This is a genomic window from Streptomyces sp. B93 (genome assembly GCF_018070565.1).
Taxonomy (GTDB): Bacteria; Actinomycetota; Actinomycetes; order Streptomycetales; family Streptomycetaceae; genus Streptomyces.
Map to the genome: position 1 here is coordinate 39,865 of NZ_JAGPXL010000030.1, position 19,568 is coordinate 59,432.

15 protein-coding genes are annotated in these 19,568 nt (G+C 71.7%); 11 read left to right on the forward strand and 4 right to left on the reverse strand.

Going from position 1 to position 19,568, the window contains the following annotated elements; genetic code table 11:
- The first annotated feature begins 15 nt into the window (after positions 1-15).
- Complete coding sequence (gene rnc / locus KBY47_RS25025) at positions 16-843, forward strand: ribonuclease III (protein ID WP_210924561.1); 828 nt, start codon at positions 16-18, stop codon at positions 841-843.
- A 78-nt stretch (positions 844-921) separates the two neighbouring features.
- Positions 922-1,782: a bifunctional DNA-formamidopyrimidine glycosylase/DNA-(apurinic or apyrimidinic site) lyase gene (mutM, locus tag KBY47_RS25030; RefSeq protein ID WP_210924472.1), complete on the forward strand. Its 861-nt coding sequence runs from the start codon at positions 922-924 to the stop codon at positions 1,780-1,782.
- On the opposite strand, the gene KBY47_RS25035 is transcribed toward mutM, so the two are convergent.
- Together KBY47_RS25035 and KBY47_RS25040 are read right to left on the reverse strand one after the other, a co-directional pair.
- Positions 1,755-2,156 carry a helix-turn-helix domain-containing protein gene (locus KBY47_RS25035; RefSeq protein ID WP_210924474.1) on the reverse strand — a complete coding sequence of 134 codons (402 nt, stop codon included), beginning with the start codon at positions 2,154-2,156 and terminating at the stop codon, positions 1,755-1,757. The genes mutM and KBY47_RS25035 overlap by 28 nt on opposite strands.
- A 71-nt stretch (positions 2,157-2,227) precedes the next feature.
- Complete coding sequence (locus KBY47_RS25040; RefSeq protein WP_210924476.1) at positions 2,228-3,358, reverse strand: CAP domain-containing protein; 1,131 nt, start codon at positions 3,356-3,358, stop codon at positions 2,228-2,230.
- Between the two features lie 167 nt (positions 3,359-3,525).
- Here KBY47_RS25040 and KBY47_RS25045 point away from each other — a divergent pair, with 167 nt between their 5' ends.
- From KBY47_RS25045 to KBY47_RS25060, 4 genes are all read left to right on the forward strand, one after another.
- On the forward strand, positions 3,526-3,807 hold the full coding sequence (locus KBY47_RS25045; RefSeq protein ID WP_210924478.1) for an acylphosphatase: 282 nt from the start codon (positions 3,526-3,528) through the stop codon (positions 3,805-3,807).
- Between the two features lie 379 nt (positions 3,808-4,186).
- Positions 4,187-4,390, forward strand: a complete 204-nt coding sequence (locus tag KBY47_RS25050; RefSeq protein WP_142192916.1) for a hypothetical protein — start codon at positions 4,187-4,189, stop codon at positions 4,388-4,390.
- 246 nt (positions 4,391-4,636) lie between these two features.
- The gene (smc, locus tag KBY47_RS25055; RefSeq protein ID WP_210924481.1) at positions 4,637-8,230 is read left to right on the forward strand and encodes a chromosome segregation protein SMC; all 3,594 of its coding nucleotides are present in this window, start codon (positions 4,637-4,639) and stop codon (positions 8,228-8,230) included.
- Positions 8,231-8,464: 234 nt separating this feature from the next.
- Positions 8,465-9,883 carry a sugar porter family MFS transporter gene (locus KBY47_RS25060; protein WP_210924483.1) on the forward strand — a complete coding sequence of 473 codons (1,419 nt, stop codon included), beginning with the start codon at positions 8,465-8,467 and terminating at the stop codon, positions 9,881-9,883.
- Positions 9,884-9,994: 111 nt separating this feature from the next.
- Here KBY47_RS25060 and KBY47_RS25065 read toward each other — a convergent pair whose 3' ends face one another.
- A complete protein-coding gene (locus tag KBY47_RS25065) occupies positions 9,995-10,966 on the reverse strand; it encodes an LLM class flavin-dependent oxidoreductase (RefSeq protein WP_210924484.1) in 972 nt (323 codons plus the stop codon).
- Positions 10,967-11,115: 149 nt separating this feature from the next.
- Here KBY47_RS25065 and ftsY point away from each other — a divergent pair, with 149 nt between their 5' ends.
- Positions 11,116-12,324 carry a signal recognition particle-docking protein FtsY gene (gene ftsY, locus KBY47_RS25070; protein ID WP_210924485.1) on the forward strand — a complete coding sequence of 403 codons (1,209 nt, stop codon included), beginning with the start codon at positions 11,116-11,118 and terminating at the stop codon, positions 12,322-12,324.
- A gap of 109 nt (positions 12,325-12,433) precedes the next feature.
- Here ftsY and KBY47_RS25075 read toward each other — a convergent pair whose 3' ends face one another.
- On the reverse strand, positions 12,434-13,096 hold the full coding sequence (locus tag KBY47_RS25075; protein WP_210924487.1) for a bifunctional DNA primase/polymerase: 663 nt from the start codon (positions 13,094-13,096) through the stop codon (positions 12,434-12,436).
- 463 nt (positions 13,097-13,559) lie between these two features.
- On the opposite strand from KBY47_RS25075, the gene KBY47_RS25080 reads away from it, so the two are divergent.
- The 4 genes from KBY47_RS25080 to KBY47_RS25095 all read left to right on the forward strand — a co-directional run bounded on the left by KBY47_RS25080 (position 13,560) and on the right by KBY47_RS25095 (position 19,520).
- On the forward strand, positions 13,560-15,038 hold the full coding sequence (locus KBY47_RS25080) for a hypothetical protein (protein WP_210924490.1): 1,479 nt from the start codon (positions 13,560-13,562) through the stop codon (positions 15,036-15,038).
- Positions 15,039-15,374: 336 nt separating this feature from the next.
- Positions 15,375-16,655 (forward strand): ammonium transporter, encoded by a 1,281-nt coding sequence (locus tag KBY47_RS25085; RefSeq protein ID WP_210924492.1) that lies wholly within the window; start codon positions 15,375-15,377, stop codon positions 16,653-16,655.
- Positions 16,652-16,990 (forward strand): P-II family nitrogen regulator, encoded by a 339-nt coding sequence (locus KBY47_RS25090; protein WP_003997576.1) that lies wholly within the window; start codon positions 16,652-16,654, stop codon positions 16,988-16,990. The genes KBY47_RS25085 and KBY47_RS25090 overlap by 4 nt, the downstream gene beginning before the upstream one ends.
- A 22-nt stretch (positions 16,991-17,012) precedes the next feature.
- Positions 17,013-19,520 carry a [protein-PII] uridylyltransferase gene (locus KBY47_RS25095; protein ID WP_210924500.1) on the forward strand — a complete coding sequence of 836 codons (2,508 nt, stop codon included), beginning with the start codon at positions 17,013-17,015 and terminating at the stop codon, positions 19,518-19,520.
- Positions 19,521-19,568 lie beyond the last annotated feature (48 nt).

Sequence of the window (19,568 nt, forward strand, 5' to 3'; positions counted from 1 at the left end):
CTGGTGAGAGGCACTGTGTCCACGCCGAAGAAGAACTCTGGCGACAACCAGGCCTCGTCCCACACGCTTCTGGAAGGGCGGCTCGGCTACAAGGTCGAGTCCGCCCTTCTGGTGCGAGCGCTGACCCACCGTTCCTACGCGTACGAGAACGGCGGTCTGCCGACGAACGAGCGGCTGGAGTTCCTCGGGGACTCGGTGCTCGGCCTCGTCGTCACCGACACGCTGTACCGCACCCACCCCGACCTGCCCGAAGGCCAGCTGGCCAAACTGCGGGCCGCGGTGGTCAACTCGCGTGCGCTGGCACAGGTGGGACGCTCGCTCGACCTCGGCTCCTTCATCCGGCTCGGCCGTGGTGAAGAGGGCACCGGGGGCCGGGACAAGGCGTCCATCCTCGCCGACACCCTCGAAGCGGTGATCGGCGCGGTCTATCTCGACCAGGGCCTGGACTCGGCGGCGGAGCTGGTGCACCGCCTGTTCGACCCCCTGATCGAGAAGTCCTCGAACCTCGGAGCCGGCCTGGACTGGAAGACCAGTCTCCAGGAGCTGACCGCGACCGAAGGGCTCGGCGTGCCCGAGTACCTGGTCACGGAGACCGGCCCCGACCACGAGAAGACCTTCACTGCTGCCGCCCGCGTCGGAGGCGTCTCGTACGGCACCGGCACCGGCCGCAGCAAGAAGGAGGCGGAACAGCAGGCCGCCGAGTCCGCCTGGCGCGCGATTCGCGCCGCGGCGGACGAGCGCGCCAGGCGGGCTGCCGCGGACGGCTCACCGGTCACGGGAGCCACCGACGACACCAAGCCCGACGAGGACGGCACCCCCGAGCCGCCGGTCCCCTCCGTCTGACATCACCACACCCTGCGCTGAGCGCCCGTCCCCGCACCCCGGGGCGGGCGCTCGGCTCATCCCGCTTCGGAGAGCGCCATGCCCGAGTTGCCGGAGGTCGAGGTCGTACGTCGCGGCCTGGACCGGTGGGCCGCCCACCGCACCGTCGCCGACGTCGAGGTGCTGCACCCGCGCGCGGTACGCCGCCACGCCGCCGGGGCAGAGGACTTCGCGCACCGGCTCACGGGCCACCGCATCGGCACCCCGCGCCGCCGCGGCAAGTACCTGTGGCTGCCACTGGAGGACACCGACCAGTCCGTCCTCGCCCACCTCGGCATGAGCGGCCAGCTCCTGGTGCAGCCGCACTCGGCGCCCGACGAGAAGCACCTGCGCATCCGCATCCGCTTCTCGGACGGCCTCGGCACCGAACTCCGCTTCGTCGACCAGCGCACCTTCGGCGGTCTGTCCCTGCACGACAACACCCCCGAGGGCCTGCCCGACGTCATCGCGCACATCGCCCGCGACCCCCTCGACCCGCTGTTCGACGAGGAGGTGTTCCACCAGGCTCTGCGCCGCAAGCGCAGCACGATCAAACGCGCCCTGCTCGACCAGTCGCTGATCAGCGGCGTCGGCAACATCTACGCCGACGAGGCACTGTGGCGCGCCCGCCTCCACTACGACCGGCCGACGTCGACCTTCACCCGCCCCCGCACCCTCGAACTCCTCGGCCATATCAGGGACGTGATGAACGCGGCCCTCGCGGTCGGCGGCACCAGCTTCGACAGCCTCTACGTCAACGTCAACGGTGAGTCGGGCTACTTCGACCGCTCCCTGGACGCCTACGGCCGCGAGGGCCTGCCCTGCCGCCGCTGCGGGACGCCGATGCGCCGACGCCCCTGGATGAACCGCTCCAGCTACTACTGCCCGCGCTGTCAGCGCCCGCCGCGCGTCTCGTCGTAGCGGGCGCGGGCGCCGAGGATGTCGTCCATCCGGCCCTCGACGAACTGGATGAGGCCGACCAGCCGCTCGGCCACCTCACGGCCCAGCGGCGTGAGTTCGTAGTCGACGCGCGGCGGGTTGGTCGGCTGGGCCTCGCGGTGCACCAGGCCGTCGCGCTCCAGCGCGTGCAGCGTCTGCGACAGCATCTTCTCGCTCACGCCGTCGACCCGCCGCCGCAGCTCGTTGAAGCGGAACGACCCCTCGAACAGCGCCCCGAGCGTGAGCGCCCCCCAGCGGCCGGTCACATGCTCCAGCGTCCCCCGGGACGGGCAGGCCCGGGAGAACACGTCATACGGAAGATCCTGCTCCGCAGTGCGCTCCGGCATGGTCGTCATGCCACCAGCGTACGGGAGCACAGCACTGTCCCAGGGAGTGCGCTCACCAGCGGTGAGCGCACCCCGCCGGGTCAGTAGCCGAAGTTCTGCGTCCACCACGGGCCGCCGTCCCCGAACTCGACGCCCACGCCCAGCGTGGTGAAGTCGCAGTTGAGGATGTTGGCGCGGTGGCCGGGGCTGTTCATCCAGGCGTCCATGACCGCGGCCGCGTCCGCCTGGCCGCGGGCTATGTTCTCGCCGCCGAGGTCGTCTATCCCGGCCTTCTCCGCGCGGTCCCACGGGGTGAGACCGTCGGGGTCGGTGTGGTCGAAGAAGCCGCGGGCGGCCATGTCCGCGCTGAAGGCCCCGGCGAGCCCGGCCAGGGCGCTGTTGGCGGCAACCGGGCTGCACCCGGCCTTGGCCCGCTCGTCGTTGACGAGCCTGAGCACCTCGGCCTCGGTGGCGGCCTCCTTGGAGACCGTCACCGGCGGGTCGGCCGGCTGCTCCGGCGCCTTCGTCTCGGCGCTGGACGGCGGCGTCACCGGCTTGGGCTTCTTGGTCTTCGACGGGGTCGTCTTCTCCGGCTCCTTCGACGGGGTCTTCGTCGGCGCGGCGGACGACGTCGAGGGGGACGGCGTGGGGGATGCGGAGGCGGAGCGTTCGGCGTCCCGGCTCGTCGAGGCCGACTCGTCGCGGGCCTCGGCGCTGCCGGAGGTGCCGCCCTGCTGGGTCTCGGTGTTGCCCGGGGTGTCGGCGGACTGGACCTTGTCGCCGTTGCCGCCGCCGAGCTGGTAGTTCTCGGTGCCCGGCACCACGCCGGTGGCGACCGCGACCGTGCCGAGGGCCACCGCGGCGGAGACGCCGAGCAGGCCGTTGCGGACCGGGGCCCCGGCCTTCTTCTTGCGGCGGCGGTGCGCTCCGGCGCGCCGGGCGCCCTCGTCCGGCGTGAAGCCGTCGGAGGGGAAGCCGACGGTCTCGGAGGCGTGCGGGTAGCCGCCGTCCGTCGTGTACGCCTCCGGGGCGTAGAGATAGGCCTCGCTGCGGGCGCGGACGTCGGCGTACGCCTCGGGCTGGAGGTAGGGGGCGATACCGGTGGTGCCGTGGTCGCCCGCGTAGGGGGAGTACGGGTCGTACTCCTGGGTGGACGAGCCGTGCGTCGGTGCGGCCCCCGTGGCGCGGCCCGTGGCGGCGCGGCCGGCGGCGATGCGTCGGTGGCGTCCCATGTCCTGGCCTTCCTCGTCCTTGCGGCCGACGCGTCCCCCCGCGGCCAGCCAGACTCACACTCACTCGATCGAGTGAGTTTCATATGAGATTCATTGGGTGGGGACGGTACCGCATGGCGCAGGGTGAGGAAGTGCTCCGAGGGACATTGGCCGGTTAGGTTGCACCCATGAGCGAGGATGTACGGCTGGTGGCCTGGGTACGGGGAAGCGTCCAAGGTGTGGGTTTCCGCTGGTTCACGCGTGCCAAGGCACTGGAGATCGGCGGCCTGAGTGGCTTTGCTCTCAATTTGGCGGACGGCCGCGTCCAGGTGGTCGCGGAGGGCTCCCGCAAGGCCTGCGACGGGCTCCTCGACTGGCTTCGGACGGGCGACACGCCCGGGCGCGTGGACGGGGTCACCGAGATCTGGGACACACCCCGCGGCGGCTACGACGGCTTCGCGATCCGGTGATCCAGGACCGCCCGGCAGGCCCCCGCGCGGCCACCGGGGCGGGCCCCGGACCCCCGTCCGCGATGAAAACCGCTGGTGGTTGCCGAGAACCGCTTGCGCCGACGGGCCGCGCACGCAAGGATGATCGCCACGCCCCAGGGCCCCGCAGGAGTCGCAGCGCCGCCACTCGAAGGCCGCGCGCCCCCGGTTCGCCCGCCAATACGGGGCGTGATCGTGTTGACCGTCAAACTTTTTGGTGAGACGCTGAAAGCCCCGCGCACCTTAGCTGTTTGGCATGGATGAACGGCAGCACAACTCCACAGTGCCAAGCACCGCGGGTGCGAATCCCTCACGACCCACACCGCATCGGTCGGTCACTCAGTGTGGAGGACCATCCATCATGGCAAAGGCGCTTCTCGGTTACGTCGGCGGCTCCGACCCTCGACTCCTCGCCGAGATGCGACGGCTCCAGCAGCGCGTCCAGGACCTGGAATCCGAGCTCGTACGGATCCAGGCGGAGAACGACGCACTGACGGCTGCCGCTTCTCACGACAGGATCATGGAGAGCGTTGACGCACACCAGGCGGAGCCTGCGCTCACCTGATCACTGCATCGCACAACGACAAGCAGTGGTTGGGAAGCCCGTAATCAACCGCTCAGTGTCAGAAACTGCAAGGGACGCCTCGGCGTCCCTTCTTTCTTCCCCCCGGCTCCCGGTCCTGGAGCCGCTCCGGTCTTCTTGACCCGCGCATCCTTTCACCTTGTTTAACTTCTGGTGTGCCCTGCGACTCCGAGGGCGAAACCGCGGGTTCATGGAGTGAGACAACCCCGGAAGGTAAAGTCCAGCGGCGTGCACCTCAAGGCCCTGACCCTCCGAGGGTTCAAGTCGTTCGCCTCGGCGACCACACTCCGGTTCGAACCGGGCATCACGTGTGTCGTCGGACCGAACGGCTCGGGCAAGTCCAACGTCGTGGACGCGCTCAGCTGGGTCATGGGCGAACAGGGCGCCAAGTCACTGCGCGGCGGCAAGATGGAGGACGTCATCTTCGCCGGCACCACCGGCCGCCCGCCGCTGGGCCGCGCCGAGGTGTCCCTGACCATCGACAACTCCGACGGGGCACTGCCCATCGAGTACGCCGAGGTCACCATCACGCGGATCATGTTCCGCAACGGCGGCAGCGAGTACCAGATCAACGGCGACACCTGCCGTCTCCTCGACATCCAGGAACTCCTCTCCGACTCCGGCATCGGCCGCGAGATGCACGTCATCGTCGGCCAGGGCCAGCTCGACTCCGTCCTGCACGCCGACCCCATGGGCCGCCGCGCCTTCATCGAGGAGGCCGCGGGCGTCCTCAAGCACCGCAAGCGCAAGGAGAAGGCGCTGCGGAAGCTCGACGCCATGCAGGCCAACCTCGCGCGCGTGCAGGACCTGACCGACGAACTGCGCCGCCAGCTCAAGCCGCTGGGCCGCCAGGCGGCGGTCGCCCGGCGCGCCGCCGTCATCCAGGCCGACCTCCGCGACGCCCGGCTCCGCCTCCTCGCCGACGACCTCGTACGGCTGCGGGAGGCGCTGAGGACCGAGATCGCCGACGAGGCCGCGCTGAAGGAACGCAAGGAGGCCGCCGAGCAGGAGCTGCGGAAGGCCCTCCAGCGCGAGGCCCTGCTGGAGGACGAGGTGCGGCGGCTCAGCCCGCGCCTCCAGCGCGCCCAGCAGACCTGGTACGAGCTGTCCCAGTTGGCCGAGCGGGTGCGCGGCACGATCTCGCTGGCCGACGCCCGGGTCAAGAGCGCCACGTCCGCCCCGCCCGACGAGCGGCGCGGCCGTGACCCCGAGGACCTGGAGCGCGAGGCCGCCCGCATCCGTGAGCAGGAGGCCGAACTGGAGGCCGCCCTGGAGGCGGCGCAGCGGGCCCTGGACGACACCGTCGCCCACCGCGCCGAACTGGAGCGCGAACTGGCCTCCGAGGAGCGGCGCCTGAAGGACGCCGCCCGCGCCATCGCCGACCGCCGCGAAGGGCTGGCCCGGCTGAGCGGCCAGGCCGGCGCCGCCCGGTCGCGGGCCGCCTCCGCACAGGCCGAGATCGACCGGCTGGCCGCCGCCCGCGACGAGGCGGAGCAGCGCGCGGTCGCCGCGCAGGAGGAGTACGAGACGCTCAAGGCCGAGGTCGACGGGCTGGACGCCGACGACGCGGAACTGGCCGAGCGGCACCGCAGCGCGAAGGAAGCGCTCACCGGGGCCGAGGCCGCCCTGACGGCCGCGCGGGAGGCGGCCACCGCGGCCGAACGCGAACGTGCCGCGACCCGGGCCCGCCACGAGGCCCTGGCCCTGGGGCTGCGCCGCAAGGACGGCACCGGCGCCCTGCTCTCCGCGCAGGATCGTCTCTCCGGCCTGCTGGGCCCGGCGGCGGAACTCCTGACGATCACCCCCGGCTACGAGATCCCGCTGGCGGCGGCCTTCGGCGCGGCGGCGGACGCGTTGGCGGTGACCTCCCCCTCCGCGGCGGCCGACGCGATCCGCCTTCTGCGCAAGCAGGACGGCGGACGGGCATCTCTCCTGCTGGCGGGCGCCCCCGCCGACCCCAGGGGCGCGGGGAACTGCGCGACCGGCCACGACGAGTCCGCGGACGCCCGACGGCCCGAGGGGGCACTGCCCGCCGCGGACCTGGTCCGAGGCCCCACCGACCTCATGCCCGCCGTACGGCGACTGCTCCACGGCACGGTCGTCGTCGACACCCTCGAAGACGCCGAGCACCTCGTCTACACCCACCCCCACCTCACCGCCGTCACCGCCGAAGGCGACCTGCTGGGCGCCCACTTCGCCCACGGCGGCTCCGCCGGCGCGCCCAGCCTGCTGGAAGTACAGGCGTCCGTGGACGAGGCCGCCGCCGAGCTGGCGGAGCTGGCCGTGCGGTGCGAGGAACTGGCCGCGGCCCAGCAGGCGGCGCAGGAGCGTCGTAAGGAGGCCGTCGCGGCCGTCGAGGAGCTGGCCGAGCGCCGCCGCGCCGCCGACCGCGAGAAGTCCTCCGTCGCCCAGCAGCTCGGGCGGCTCGCCGGGCAGGCGAGGGGCGCGGCGGGGGAGGCCGAGCGCGGTGTCGCCGCCGCTGCCCGGGCCCAGGAGGCGCTGGACCGGGCCCTGGAGGAGGTCGAGGAACTCGCCGAACGGCTCGCGGTCGCCGAGGAGATGCCGATCGAGGAGGAGCCGGACACCTCCGTACGGGACCGGCTCGCCGCCGACGGCGCCAACGCCCGGCAGACCGAGATGGAGGCGCGGCTTCAGGTCCGTACGCACGAGGAGCGGGTGAAGGGGCTCGCGGGGCGGGCCGACTCGCTCGACCGGGCCGCCCGTTCGGAACGTGAGGCACGCGCGCGTGCCGAGCAGCGGCGGGCCCGGCTGCGGCAGGAGGCGGCCGTCGCGGGCGCCGTCGCCGCGGGCGCCCGGCAGCTGCTCGCGCACGTCGAGGTCTCCGTCGCGCGGGCCGAGCGGGAGCGTGCCGCGGCCGAGGCGGCGAAGGCGCTGCGGGAGCGGGAGTTGGCGCAGGCCCGCACCGAGGGGCGCGATCTCAAGGCGGAACTCGACAAGTTGACGGATTCGGTCCACCGCGGGGAGGTACTCGGCGCCGAGAAGAGGCTGCGGATCGAGCAGCTGGAGACCAAGGCGCTGGAGGAACTCGGTGTGGAACCGGCGGGGCTCGTTTCCGAGTACGGACCGCACCAGCCGGTGCCACCCTCGCCCCCCGCCGACGGTGAGGAGCTGCCCGAGGACCCGCAGCACCCGCGCAACCGGCCCCGCCCGTTCGTGCGGGCCGAGCAGGAGAAGCGGCTGAAGGCGGCCGAGCGGGCGTACCAGCAGCTGGGCAAGGTCAATCCGCTGGCTCTGGAGGAGTTCGCGGCGCTGGAGGAGCGGCACAAGTTCCTCAGCGAGCAGCTGGAGGACCTGAAGAAGACCCGCGCGGATCTGCTCCAGGTCGTCAAGGAGGTCGACGAGCGCGTCGAGCAGGTCTTCACGGAGGCCTACCGGGACACCGCGCGGGAGTTCGAGGGCGTCTTCAGCAGGCTGTTCCCCGGCGGTGAGGGGCGGCTGCTGCTGACCGACCCCGACAACATGCTCACCACCGGTGTCGACGTCGAGGCCAGGCCGCCGGGCAAGAAGGTCAAGCGGCTGTCGCTGCTCTCGGGCGGGGAGCGGTCGCTGACCGCGGTGGCGCTGCTGGTGTCGATCTTCAAGGCGCGGCCCAGCCCGTTCTACGTCATGGACGAGGTCGAGGCGGCGCTCGACGACACCAACCTCCAGCGGCTGATCCGCATCATGCAGGAGCTCCAGGAGGCCTCGCAGCTCATCGTCATCACGCACCAGAAGCGGACGATGGAGGTCGCCGACGCCCTCTACGGCGTCTCGATGCAGGGCGACGGTGTGTCGAAGGTCATCAGCCAGCGGCTGCGCTAGATCCCGTGCGCCCTACATCTAATCCGACCTGGTCTTTTGTCTGACCATACGGGCAGATACTTCAAGCCTTGAACTCAAACATCCTTCCGGCTGCCTCAAACTCACAGCTGTCGATGTATTGACTTCGAAACTTGAACACATAGTCTCTGCAACGTTGCTTTTACCTTCAGGCCTCAGCGCCCCGAAGGGCTGACCCCCACGCCGGCAGCGACGCCGGCGGCCCGAGGAGTACACGTGACCAGCACAGCGCAGGTACCCAGTTCAGGAGCCAGGACGGCTCGGCCCGACCATCTCGGACACGTCATCTTCATCGCGGCCGCCGCGGCGATGGGCGGTTTCCTCTTCGGCTACGACAGCTCCGTGATCAACGGCGCCGTCGAAGGCATCAGAGGCCGCTACGACATCGGCTCCGCCGCGCTGGCCCAGGTCATCGCCATCGCCCTGATCGGCTGTGCCATCGGCGCCGCGACCGCGGGCCGGATAGCCGACCGGATCGGCCGGATCCGGGTCATGCAGATCGCCGCCGTCCTCTTCACGGCCAGCGCCATCGGCTCCGCGCTCCCCTTCACGCTCTACGACCTCGCCTTCTGGCGTGTCATCGGCGGTCTCGCCATCGGTATGGCCTCCGTCATCGGCCCCGCCTACATCGCCGAGGTCGCCCCACCCGCCTACCGAGGCCGTCTCGGCTCCTTCCAGCAGGCCGCGATCGTCATCGGCATCGCCATGTCCCAGCTGGTCAACTGGGGTCTGCTGAACCTCGCCGACGGTGACCAGCGCGGGACCCTGCTGGGCCTGGAGGCCTGGCAGGTCATGCTCGGCGTAGAGGTCGTCCCGGCCGTCCTCTACGGCCTGCTCTCCTTCGCCATCCCGGAGTCCCCCCGCTACCTGCTCTCCGCCGGCAAGCGGGAGCGCGCCCGGGAGATCCTCGCCGAGGTCGAGGGCCAGGACGTCGACCTGGACGCCCGGGTCACCGAGATCGAGCACGGCATGCGGAGCGAGACCCGGTCCACCTTCCGCGACCTGCTCGGCGGCAGCTTCTTCTTCAAGCCGATCGTCTGGATCGGCATCGGTCTGTCGGTCTTCCAGCAGTTCGTCGGCATCAACGTCGCGTTCTACTACTCCGCCACCCTGTGGCAGTCGGTCGGCGTCGACCCGTCGGACTCGTTCTTCTACTCCTTCACCACGTCGATCATCAACATCGTCGGTACCGTGATCGCGATGGTCTTCGTCGACCGGATCGGCCGCAGGCCGCTGGCCATCATCGGCTCGGTCGGCATGGTGATCGGTCTCGCGCTGGAGGCCTGGGCGTTCTCCGCCGACCTCGTCGACGGCCAGCTGCCCGCCACCCAGGGCTGGGTCGCCCTGATCGCCGCCCACCTGTTCGTGCTCTTCTTCGCGCTGAGCTGGGGCGTGGTCGTCTGGGTCATGCTCGGCGAGATGTTCCCGAACCGGATCCGCGCCGCCGCGCTCGGTGTGGCCGCCGCCGCCCAGTGGATCGCCAACTGGGCCATCACCGCGAGCTTCCCGTCGCTGGCCGACTGGAACCTGTCCGTCACATATGTGATCTACACGGTCTTCGCCGCGCTCTCCATCCCGTTCGTCCTGAAGTTCGTGAAGGAGACGAAGGGCAAGCGGCTGGAGGAGATGGGCTGACCCACCGCCTCCCGAGCCCGAACCCTGGCCCGGGGAGGCCCCCGAACCCGAGGAGAAGGGCCAAGTCCCCGCTGCCCCTCTCCTCGTACCCCCCACGGGCGCTGCCCCGGATCATCCGTTGATCCGGGGCAGCACCACGTCACAGAACAGCCGCAGGCTGCGCCAGCCCTCCGCCACCGGCATCCCGCCGCACAACGGATGCAGTACGAGGTTGTCCAGCCCGAGCGCGACGCACTCGTCGGGCGTGACCACCCGGTACACGCCCTCCGCACGCAGCTCCTCGACCGTGCCCGCCCCCGACCGCACCGCCGAGCGGACGTCCCCGGACTGCCAGGAGGCGTACGTACGGGCCTCGTGCAGGAAATGGCGGCCATACTCGGCCCACGCCCGGTCCGGGTCCTCGGCCAGGTGCAGCAGCGGGGTCTCGGCGCCCGGCATCATCGTCCAGCCCTCGGTGCCGTACTCGATCAGCCGCTCCTTGTAGTACGCCTCCAGCTCCGGCAGGTGCGCGCTCGGGAAGAAGGGCAGGCCCAGGCGGGCGGCGCGGCGGGCGGCCGCCCGGGAGGAGCCGCCGACCAGCAGCGGGGGGTGCGGATCGGAGTAAGGGCGCGGGGTGATCCGTACCGTGCGCCCCCGGTACTCGAACTCCTCGCCGGTCCACGCCTTCAGCAGCGTCTCCAGCAGCTCGTCCTGGAGCCGCCCGCGCCGTTTCCACTCCACGCCGAGCAGGGCGTACTCCCGTGGCCGGTAGCCGATCCCGGCAACCGTCACCAGCCGTCCGCCGCTCAGCAGGTCCAGTACGGCGATGTCCTCGGCCAGCCGCAGCGGGTCGTACAACGGGCCGATCACCGCCGAGACGGTCACCGCCAGGCGCCGGGTCGCGCCGAGGACCGCGCCCGCGAAGACGAACGGCGAGGGCAGCCAGTTGTTCGCCGCGCCGTGGTGCTCCTCGGTCTGCACCAGGGTGATCCCGTGCTCGTCGGCGTACCCGGCCATCTCCAGGGCGGCCCGGTAGCGGGCGGCGAGCGCGGCGGGGGAGGCGTCGGGGGCGACGAGGTTGAAGCGTACGACCGTGACGGGCATGGGGTCCCCTTCGGCGGCGGGTGGTGTGCGCCGTGCGCGCGGGGACCGTATCTGACGATGCGTCAGATAGCCAGACGCGCGACCCGTGGCCCTTGGCGGAACACACAAACTGGGTCCGGCCGAGCCCCATGGCTGATACTGGACGCGTTATGGACATCGTCATCCTTGCTGTAGTCATCGCCGTGGTCGTGCTCGGCGCGATCGGCGGGCTCGTCGTCGGCACCCGGCGGAAGAAGGCCCTGCCCCCGCCGCCGCCCACGACGCCCGACATCACCGCCCCTCCGGCCGAGCCGCACGTCGGCGACGAGGCCGAGACACCGCGTGAGGAACCGCGCCGCACCATAGAGGAGGTGGACCTTCCGGACGGCGGCGCGCCCGTCACCGTGGAGGAACCGCCCGTCGAAGAGCTTCCGGTCCCCGTCATCGAGGTCCCGGAGCCCACCGCGGGGCGGCTGGTCCGCCTCCGCGCCCGTCTCTCCCGCTCGCAGAACGCCCTCGGCAAGGGCCTGCTCACGCTGCTCTCGCGCGAGCACCTGGACGAGGAGACCTGGGAGGAGGTCGAGGACACCCTGCTCACCGCCGACGTCGGTGTGCAGCCCACCCAGGAGCTGGTCGAGCGGCTGCGCGAGCGGGTGAAGGTGCTCGGCACCCGCACCCCGCAGGAACTGCGCGGCCTGCTGCGCGAGGAGCTGCTGACGCTGGTCGGCACCGACCTCGACCGCGCGGTGAAGACCGAGCCCGAGGGCCGCAAGCCCGGCATCGTGATGGTCGTCGGCGTCAACGGCACCGGCAAGACCACCACCACCGGCAAGCTCGCCCGCGTCCTGGTGGCCGACGGCCGCACCGTCGTCCTGGGCGCCGCCGACACCTTCCGCGCCGCCGCCGCCGACCAGCTCCAGACCTGGGGCGAACGCGTCGGCGCCCACACCGTGCGCGGCCCCGAGGCGGGCGACCCCGCCTCGGTCGCCTTCGACGCGGTCAAGGAAGGCAAGGAGCTGGGCACCGACGTGGTGCTCATCGACACCGCCGGGCGGCTGCACACCAAGACCGGCCTGATGGACGAGCTGGGCAAGGTCAAGCGGGTCGTGGAGAAGCACGCCCCGCTGGACGAGGTGCTGCTCGTCCTGGACGCCACCACCGGCCAGAACGGCCTCGTCCAGGCCCGGGTCTTCGCCGAGGTCGTCGACATCACCGGCATCGTGCTGACCAAGCTCGACGGCACCGCCAAGGGCGGCATCGTGGTCGCCGTCCAGCGCGAGCTGGGCGTTCCGGTCAAGCTGGTCGGGCTCGGGGAGGGCGCGGACGACCTCGCGCCGTTCGAGCCGGAGGCGTTCGTGGATGCCCTTATCGGAGAGTGACCCGCTATCGGAGAGTGACCCGCCCGGACGTCGGTCCTCACGAGAAGCGCCCGCCCCCCATTGGAGAGGGGGCGGGCGCTTCGTCGTACGGGCGGCTACGTACTTCTCCTTACGCCCGTGACCGGTGGGCCACGTACGCCAGGGTGCCCAGCAGCAGCCGGGCCGCCGGGGGCCGGGTCGCCGAGTCCAGGGCGGGCGGGCGCAGCCAGCGGACCGGGCCGAGGCCCGCGCGGTCGGAGGGCGGGGCGGTGATGTACGTACCGGCGCCGAGGCCGCGCAGGTCGAGGTTCGGGTCGTCCCAGCCCATCCGGTACAGCAGCGCGGGCAGCTCGTGGGCGGCGCCGGGGGCGACCAGGAAGTGGGCGCGGCCGTCGGGGGTGGCGGTCACCGGGCCGAGGGGCAGGCCCATGCGCTCCAGGCGGACCAGCGCGCGCCGCCCGGCGGACTCGGCGACCTCGATGACGTCGAAGGCCCGGCCGGCCGGCAGCATCACCGCGGCGCCCGGGGTCTCGGCCCACGCCCTGGTGACCTCGCCCAGCGTGGCACCGGCGGGCACCTCGGGGGCGAACTCCAGTGGGTGGGCGCCGGGGGCCCGGCAGTCGGGGCGGCCGCAGGAGCAGACGCCCGCGGCGGCGCGGGCGCCCGGCGCCACGTCCCAGCCCCACAGCCCCGTGTACTCCGCCACCGCGGTGCACTCCGAGGCGCGGCCGCGGCGGCGAGAGGTGGACCGGATGTCGCGGATGCCCCGACTGCTGCCGATCGTGAAGCCCATGCCCCCTCCAACGGGTCCGACGCACCGGTGGTTACGAGACGGATGCGGAACGTGACGCTGCGTTTCCGCCTTCCCGGTCGGCGGCCGATCCAGACAGCTCCTCCGGGCGGCGCGTTGAAGCGTCCCGGGTGGTGCGCTGAGCCATGTGCGCCCCTTTGTGCATCGCTCCGCTCACTCCCGTCCGTCCTATGTCAAGTGAATCGTGCGGAGGCCACCGTGAGTTCATTCGAAGGGGTGGCGAATGGTGGCGATTCAGCGTTCGCCATGGCTGGACGGGTGATCGTAGGATTACTTTGAGTACACGGACCCTGGGGGCACATGCTCACGCGGGTATGCCGGAGGCAAGGCGGCTTCCCGTTCGAAGAGTGACAAGTGCCATACGGGAGACCGGTTTGACGGGCATTCTGTTAGGGCTTGACGCATTCGGCGGCAAGCGGTCTACCAAGGGGATGGGGGCGTTCCAGTGGGCGGCAACGGCGGCAGCGGGGCGAACGCTGACAAGCGCCCGAACGAGTTGCTGGGCTCATGGTTCGTGCGCAGCGGCTGGTCCAAGGGCGAGCTGGCCCGTCAGGTCAACCGCAGAGCACGCCAGTTGGGCGCCAACCACATCTCCACCGACACCTCGCGCGTACGCCGCTGGCTGGACGGCGAGAACCCGCGCGAGCCGATCCCCAGGATCCTGTCCGAGCTGTTCTCCGAGCGGTTCGGCTGTGTCGTCTCCGTCGAGGACCTGGGCCTGCGTACCTCACGCCCCGCCCCGTCCGCGACCGGGGTCGACCTGCCCTGGACGGGCCCCCAGACGGTGGCCCTGCTCAGCGAGTTCTCGCGCAGCGACCTGATGCTCGCGCGGCGCGGCTTCCTCGGAACCTCGCTGGTGCTGTCCGCGGGCCCGGCGCTCATCGAGCCCATGCAGCGCTGGCTGGTCCCCGTCCCGCCCGCCCCGTCCCGACCCGACCCGGAGCCCGTGCCCGCCACCCGCGCGCGCGGGCGGCTGTCCAAGCCCGAGCTGGACCTGCTGGAGTCCACCACGGTGATGTTCCGGCAGTGGGACGCCCAGTGCGGCGGCGGCCTGCGCCGCAAGGCCGTCGTCGGCCAGTTGCACGAGGTCACCGACCTCCTCCAGGAACCCCAGCCCGACGCCACCACCCGCAGGCTCTTCAAGGTCGCCGCCGAGCTGGCCGAACTGGCGGGCTGGATGAGCTACGACATCGGCCTCCAGCCCACCGCCCAGAAGTACTTCGTCCTCGCCCTGCACGCCGCCAAGGAGGCGGGCGACCGCCCCCTCGGCAGTTACGTCCTGTCCAGCATGAGCCGCCAGATGATCCACCTCGGACGGCCCGACGACGCCCTCGAACTGATCCACCTCGCGCAGTACGGCAGCCGGGACTGCGCCAGCCCGCGCACCCAGTCGATGCTGTATGCGATGGAGGCCCGCGCGTACGCCAACATGGGGCAGCCCGGCAAGTGCAAGCGGGCCGTGCGGATGGCCGAGGACACCTTCGCCGAGGCCGACGAGTGGGACGAGCCGGACCCCGACTGGATCCGCTTCTTCTCCGAGGCCGAACTGCACGGCGAGAACTCCCACTCCTTCCGCGACCTGGCCTATGTCGCCGGTCGCAGCCCCGCCTACGCCTCCCTCGCCGAGCCCTTGATGAACCGGGCCGTGGAGCTGTTCGCCGAGGACGGCGAGCACCAGCGGTCGTATGCGCTCAACCTCATCGGCATGGCCACCGTGCACCTCCTCCAGCGCCAGCCCGAGCAGAGCACGATCTACGCCGAGCAGGCGATGCGGGTGGCCAAGAAGGTGCGCTCCGAGCGGGTGAACACCCGGATCCGGAAGACCGTCGACACCGCCGCCCGGGACTTCGGCGACCTCGCGGAGGTCGTGGACCTCACCGAGAAACTCGCCGTCGAGCTGCCGGAGACCGCCGAAGCGGTCTGACGCCCGGTACCGACCCCGGCCGCGGCCGGCCCTCCCGAACCGCCCGACTCGGCTCCCCCATGCCAGGTCATCGGAAGGCCGCCCGCGGCCGGTTTCTGCTTTCCCCGCGGTCGCCCGGCCCAGAAGGTTGCGCCACGATAACGATCCAGTGGCCGAACATCAGGCAGTTCATCGACGCGTAACACGCCATGCGTCCTTGTCACGCCCGTGAAACAACGCGGGGCTTCCACCGAAACGGCGCTGCGCCAATCTCGTGCGGCATAACCGGCCCGCCCCCCGCAATCCGCTCAGGCTTCGCCCGCACGGGGCCGTACCAAAGACGAGGAGATACCGGCATTGAACGGCACAGATACCGGATTCGTATTGATCAGCGCGGCGCTCGTCATGGTGATGACGCCCGGCCTGGCCCTCTTCTACGGCGGCATGGTCCGGTCCAAGAGCGTACTCAACATGCTGATGATGTCCTTCATCTCGCTGGGCATCGTCAGCGTCCTGTGGGTGCTCTACGGACACTCCCTCGCGTTCAGCGGTGACTCCGGCGGTTTCATCGGCAACCTCGACATGATCGGCCTCAAGGGCGTCGACGCCGACAGCACCATGGAGAGCTTCACCGGCAACGACATCTCCGTCTTCGCCTTCTCGCTCTTCCAGATGCTGTTCGCGGTCATCACCGCCGCCCTGATCAGCGGCGCGCTCGCCGACCGGGTGAAGTTCGGCGCCTGGATGGTCTTCATCGGCGTCTGGGTCACCGTGGTCTACTTCCCGGTCGCCCACTGGGTCTGGGGCGGCGGCTGGCTCTCCCAGCTCGACCCGGCCGTGATCGACTTCGCCGGCGGTACGGCTGTCCACATCAACGCCGGTATCGCCGCCCTCGCCGCCGTCCTCGTCGTCGGCAAGCGCATCGGCTTCAAGAAGGACCCGATGCGGCCGCACAACCTGCCGCTGGTCCTGCTCGGCACCGCCCTGCTGTGGTTCGGCTGGTTCGGCTTCAACGCCGGCTCCGAGCTGGGCGTCGACGGCACCACCGCGCAGATGGCCATCAACACCCAGGTCGCGACCGGCGCCGCCATGCTCGGCTGGCTGATCTACGAGCGCATCCGGCACGGCGCGTTCACCACCCTCGGCGCCTGCTCCGGCGCGGTCGCCGGTCTGGTCGCCATCACCCCGTCCGGCGGCAACGTCAACATCTTCGGCGCCCTGCTCATCGGTGTCGTCGCCGGCGCGGTCTGCTCCTGGGCCGTCAGCCTCAAGTACAAGCTGGGCTACGACGACTCCCTGGACGTCGTCGGCGTTCACCTGGTCGGCGGTCTCCTCGGCACCCTGATGGTCGGCTTCCTCGCCACCGACGGCACCGGCGGCTGGGACCAGTTCCTCTCGCAGGCCATCGGCGCCTTCTCGGTCATGGGCTACACCTTCGTGGTGACGTTCGTCCTCGCCTTCGTCATCCAGAAGACGATCGGCTTCCGCGCCTCCGAGGACGCCGAGATCACCGGCATCGACCAGAGCGCCCACGCCGAGACTGCATACGACTTCAGCAGCGCGGCCGCCTCGCACATCTCCGCCGCCGCACCCGCCCAGACCAGCCCCGCCGCTGAGAGCAAGAAGGTTGAGGCATGAAGCTCATCACCGCCGTCGTCAAGCCGCACCGGCTCGACGAGATCAAGGAGGCCCTCCAGGCCTTCGGAGTCCACGGACTGACGGTCACCGAGGCCAGCGGCTACGGTCGACAGCGAGGCCACACCGAGGTCTACCGCGGCGCCGAGTACACCGTCGACCTGGTACCCAAGATCCGCATCGAGGTACTGGCCGAGGACGACGACGCCGAGCAGCTGATCGATGTCATCGTCAAGGCAGCCCGCACCGGCAAGATCGGTGACGGCAAGGTCTGGTCCCTCCCGGTCGAGACGGCCGTACGGGTCCGGACCGGCGAGCGCGGCCCGGACGCGCTCTGATCACACGAACAGGAGTCGCTGGGTGACGGGTACGGATGTGCGCATCGAAGCAGAGGACTCGGGACCCAGCGGCTACGCGGCGGCCCGGCTGCGCCTCCTCACCGAGGGGGCGCGGTCCGGGCCGCCGCGCCGTGCCGCCCTCTCCGGGCTCACCGACGACTGGCTGTCGGGCCTCTTCACCGCCGCCGCGGAGGGCCTGCGCGGCGTCTCCCTCGTCGCCGTCGGCGGCTACGGCCGTGGGGAACTGTCCCCACGCAGCGACCTCGACCTCCTCCTGCTGCACGACGGCGCCGACCCCAAGGCCGTCGCCGCCCTGGCCGACCGCCTCTGGTACCCCGTCTGGGACCTCGGCCTCGCCCTCGACCACTCCGTACGCACCCCGGCCGAGGCACGCAGGACCGCCGGAGAGGATCTGAAAGTCCAACTCGGCCTCCTGGACGCCCGGCACCTCGCCGGAGACCTCGGCCTCACCGCCGGACTGCGCACCGCCGTCCTCGCCGACTGGCGCAACCAGGCGCCGAAACGTCTCCCCGAACTCCAGGAACTCTGCGCCGAACGCGCCGAACGCCAGGGCGAGCTGCAGTACCTCCTCGAACCCGACCTCAAGGAAGCCCGCGGCGGACTGCGCGACGCCACCGCCCTGCGCGCCGTCGCCGCCTCCTGGCTCGCCGACGCCCCGCGCGAAGGACTCGACGACGCCCGCCGCCGCCTCCTCGACGTCCGCGACGCCCTCCACCTCACCACCGGACGCGCCACCGACCGCCTCGCCCTCCAGGAGCAGGACCAGGTCGCCGCCGAGCTGGGGCTGCTGGACGCCGACACCCTGCTGCGGCAGGTGTACGAGGCGGCACGCGTCATCTCGTACGCCAGTGACGTCACCTGGCGCGAAGTGGGGCGCGTGCTGCGGTCGCGCGCCGTGCGGCCCCGGCTGCGCAAGATGGCAAGGGAACGAAGCGACTTCCTCAGAAGGGCGGTGGTGGGCGACGGGAGGGCGCTCGGCGGCGGGAAGCCCGTCGCCGAACGGTCCCCGCTCGCCGAAGGCGTGGTCGAACAGGACGGCGAGGTGGTCCTCGCCCGCGCCGCACGCCCCGACCGCGACCCCGTGCTGCCGCTGCGCGCCGCGGCGGCCGCCGCACAGGCCGGACTCCCGCTCTCCCTGCACGCCGTACGCCGCCTCGCCACCACGGTGCGCCCGCTGCCCACGCCCTGGCCCGCCGAGGCCCGCGAGCAGCTCGTCACCCTGCTGGGCTCCGGACGGCCCACCGTCGAGGTCTGGGAGGCCCTGGAGGCCGAAGGGCTGATCACCCGGCTCCTCCCCGACTGGGAGCGGGTCCGCTGCCGGCCGCAGCGCAACGCCGTGCACATCTGGACCGTCGACCGGCACCTCATCGAGACCGCGGTGCGCGCCTCCGAGTTCACGCGCCGCGTCAGCCGCCCCGACCTGCTGCTGGTCGCCGCGCTGCTGCACGACATCGGCAAGGGCTGGCCCGGTGACCACTCCGTGGCCGGGGAGATCATCGTCAAGGACGTCGCCGCCCGCATCGGCTTCGACCGCGAGGACGTCACCGTGCTCGCCACGCTGGTCCGCCACCACCTGCTGCTCATCGACACCGCCACCCGGCGTGACCTGGAGGACCCCGCCACCGTGCGGTCCGTCGCCGACGCGGTCGGCAGCCAGTCCACCCTGGAGCTGCTGCACGCCCTCACCGAGGCCGACGCCCTCGCCACCGGCCCCGCCGCCTGGTCCTCCTGGCGCGGCTCCCTCGTCGCCGACCTCGTCAAACGGGTCGCCGCCGTGCTCGCCGGGGACGACCCCGACGAACCCGAGGCCGCCGCGCCCACGGCCGAGCAGGAACGGCTCGCCATCGAGGCCGTCGCCACCGGCGGTCCCGTGCTGGCGCTGCGGGCGCAGACCGAACCGCCGACGGAGGAGCAGCCGCCCGGCTCCGACGCCCCCGAGCCGCTCGGCGTCGAACTGCTGATCGCCGTACCCGACCAGCCGGAGGTGCTGCCCGCCGTGGCCGGTGTCCTCGCCATGCACCGGCTGACCGTCCGCACGGCCGAGCTGCGCGCCCTCGACCTGCCGGACGGCGTCGACGGCTCCGTCCTGCTGCTGGACTGGCGGGTCGCCGCCGAGTACGGCTCGCTGCCGCAGGCCGCCCGGCTCCGCGCCGACCTGGTGCGCGCCCTGGACGGCTCCCTGGACATCGCCGGACGCCTCGCGGAACGCGACGCCGCCTACCCACGGCGCCGGGGCGTCGTCGCCCCGCCCGCGCGGGTCACCGTCCACCCGGCCGCCTCCCGGCTCGCCACGGTCATCGAGGTACGCGCCCAGGACGCCCCGGGCCTGCTGTTCCGCATCGGGCGCGCGCTGGAGGACGCGGGGGTGAGCGTGCGCAGCGCCCACGTCAGCACGCTGGGCGCGAACGCGGTGGACGCGTTCTACGTGACCACCGGACAGGGGGCGCCCCTGCCGGGGGACGAGGCGGCCACGGTGGCGCGGAAGCTGGAGGAAACTTTGCGCGGCTGAGCGGATCCGGCGACTTGTGCCGCCGGGATACCCTGGAAGACGCTCAGA

Excerpts from the sequence above, each read along its gene's own strand:
- KBY47_RS25050 (WP_142192916.1), top strand. The coding sequence starts at position 4,187 with ATGGCAAAGGCGCTTCTCGGTTACGTCGGCGGCTCCGACCCTCGACTC.
- KBY47_RS25090 (WP_003997576.1), top strand. The coding sequence starts at position 16,652 with ATGAAGCTCATCACCGCCGTCGTCAAGCCGCACCGGCTCGACGAGATC.
- KBY47_RS25065 (WP_210924484.1), bottom strand. The coding sequence starts at position 10,966 with ATGCCCGTCACGGTCGTACGCTTCAACCTCGTCGCCCCCGACGCCTCC.
- mutM (WP_210924472.1), top strand. The coding sequence starts at position 922 with ATGCCCGAGTTGCCGGAGGTCGAGGTCGTACGTCGCGGCCTGGACCGG.
- KBY47_RS25035 (WP_210924474.1), bottom strand. The coding sequence starts at position 2,156 with ATGACGACCATGCCGGAGCGCACTGCGGAGCAGGATCTTCCGTATGAC.
- KBY47_RS25045 (WP_210924478.1), top strand. The coding sequence starts at position 3,526 with ATGAGCGAGGATGTACGGCTGGTGGCCTGGGTACGGGGAAGCGTCCAA.
- KBY47_RS25075 (WP_210924487.1), bottom strand. The coding sequence starts at position 13,096 with ATGGGCTTCACGATCGGCAGCAGTCGGGGCATCCGCGACATCCGGTCC.
- KBY47_RS25040 (WP_210924476.1), bottom strand. The coding sequence starts at position 3,358 with ATGGGACGCCACCGACGCATCGCCGCCGGCCGCGCCGCCACGGGCCGC.
- ftsY (WP_210924485.1), top strand. The coding sequence starts at position 11,116 with ATGGACATCGTCATCCTTGCTGTAGTCATCGCCGTGGTCGTGCTCGGC.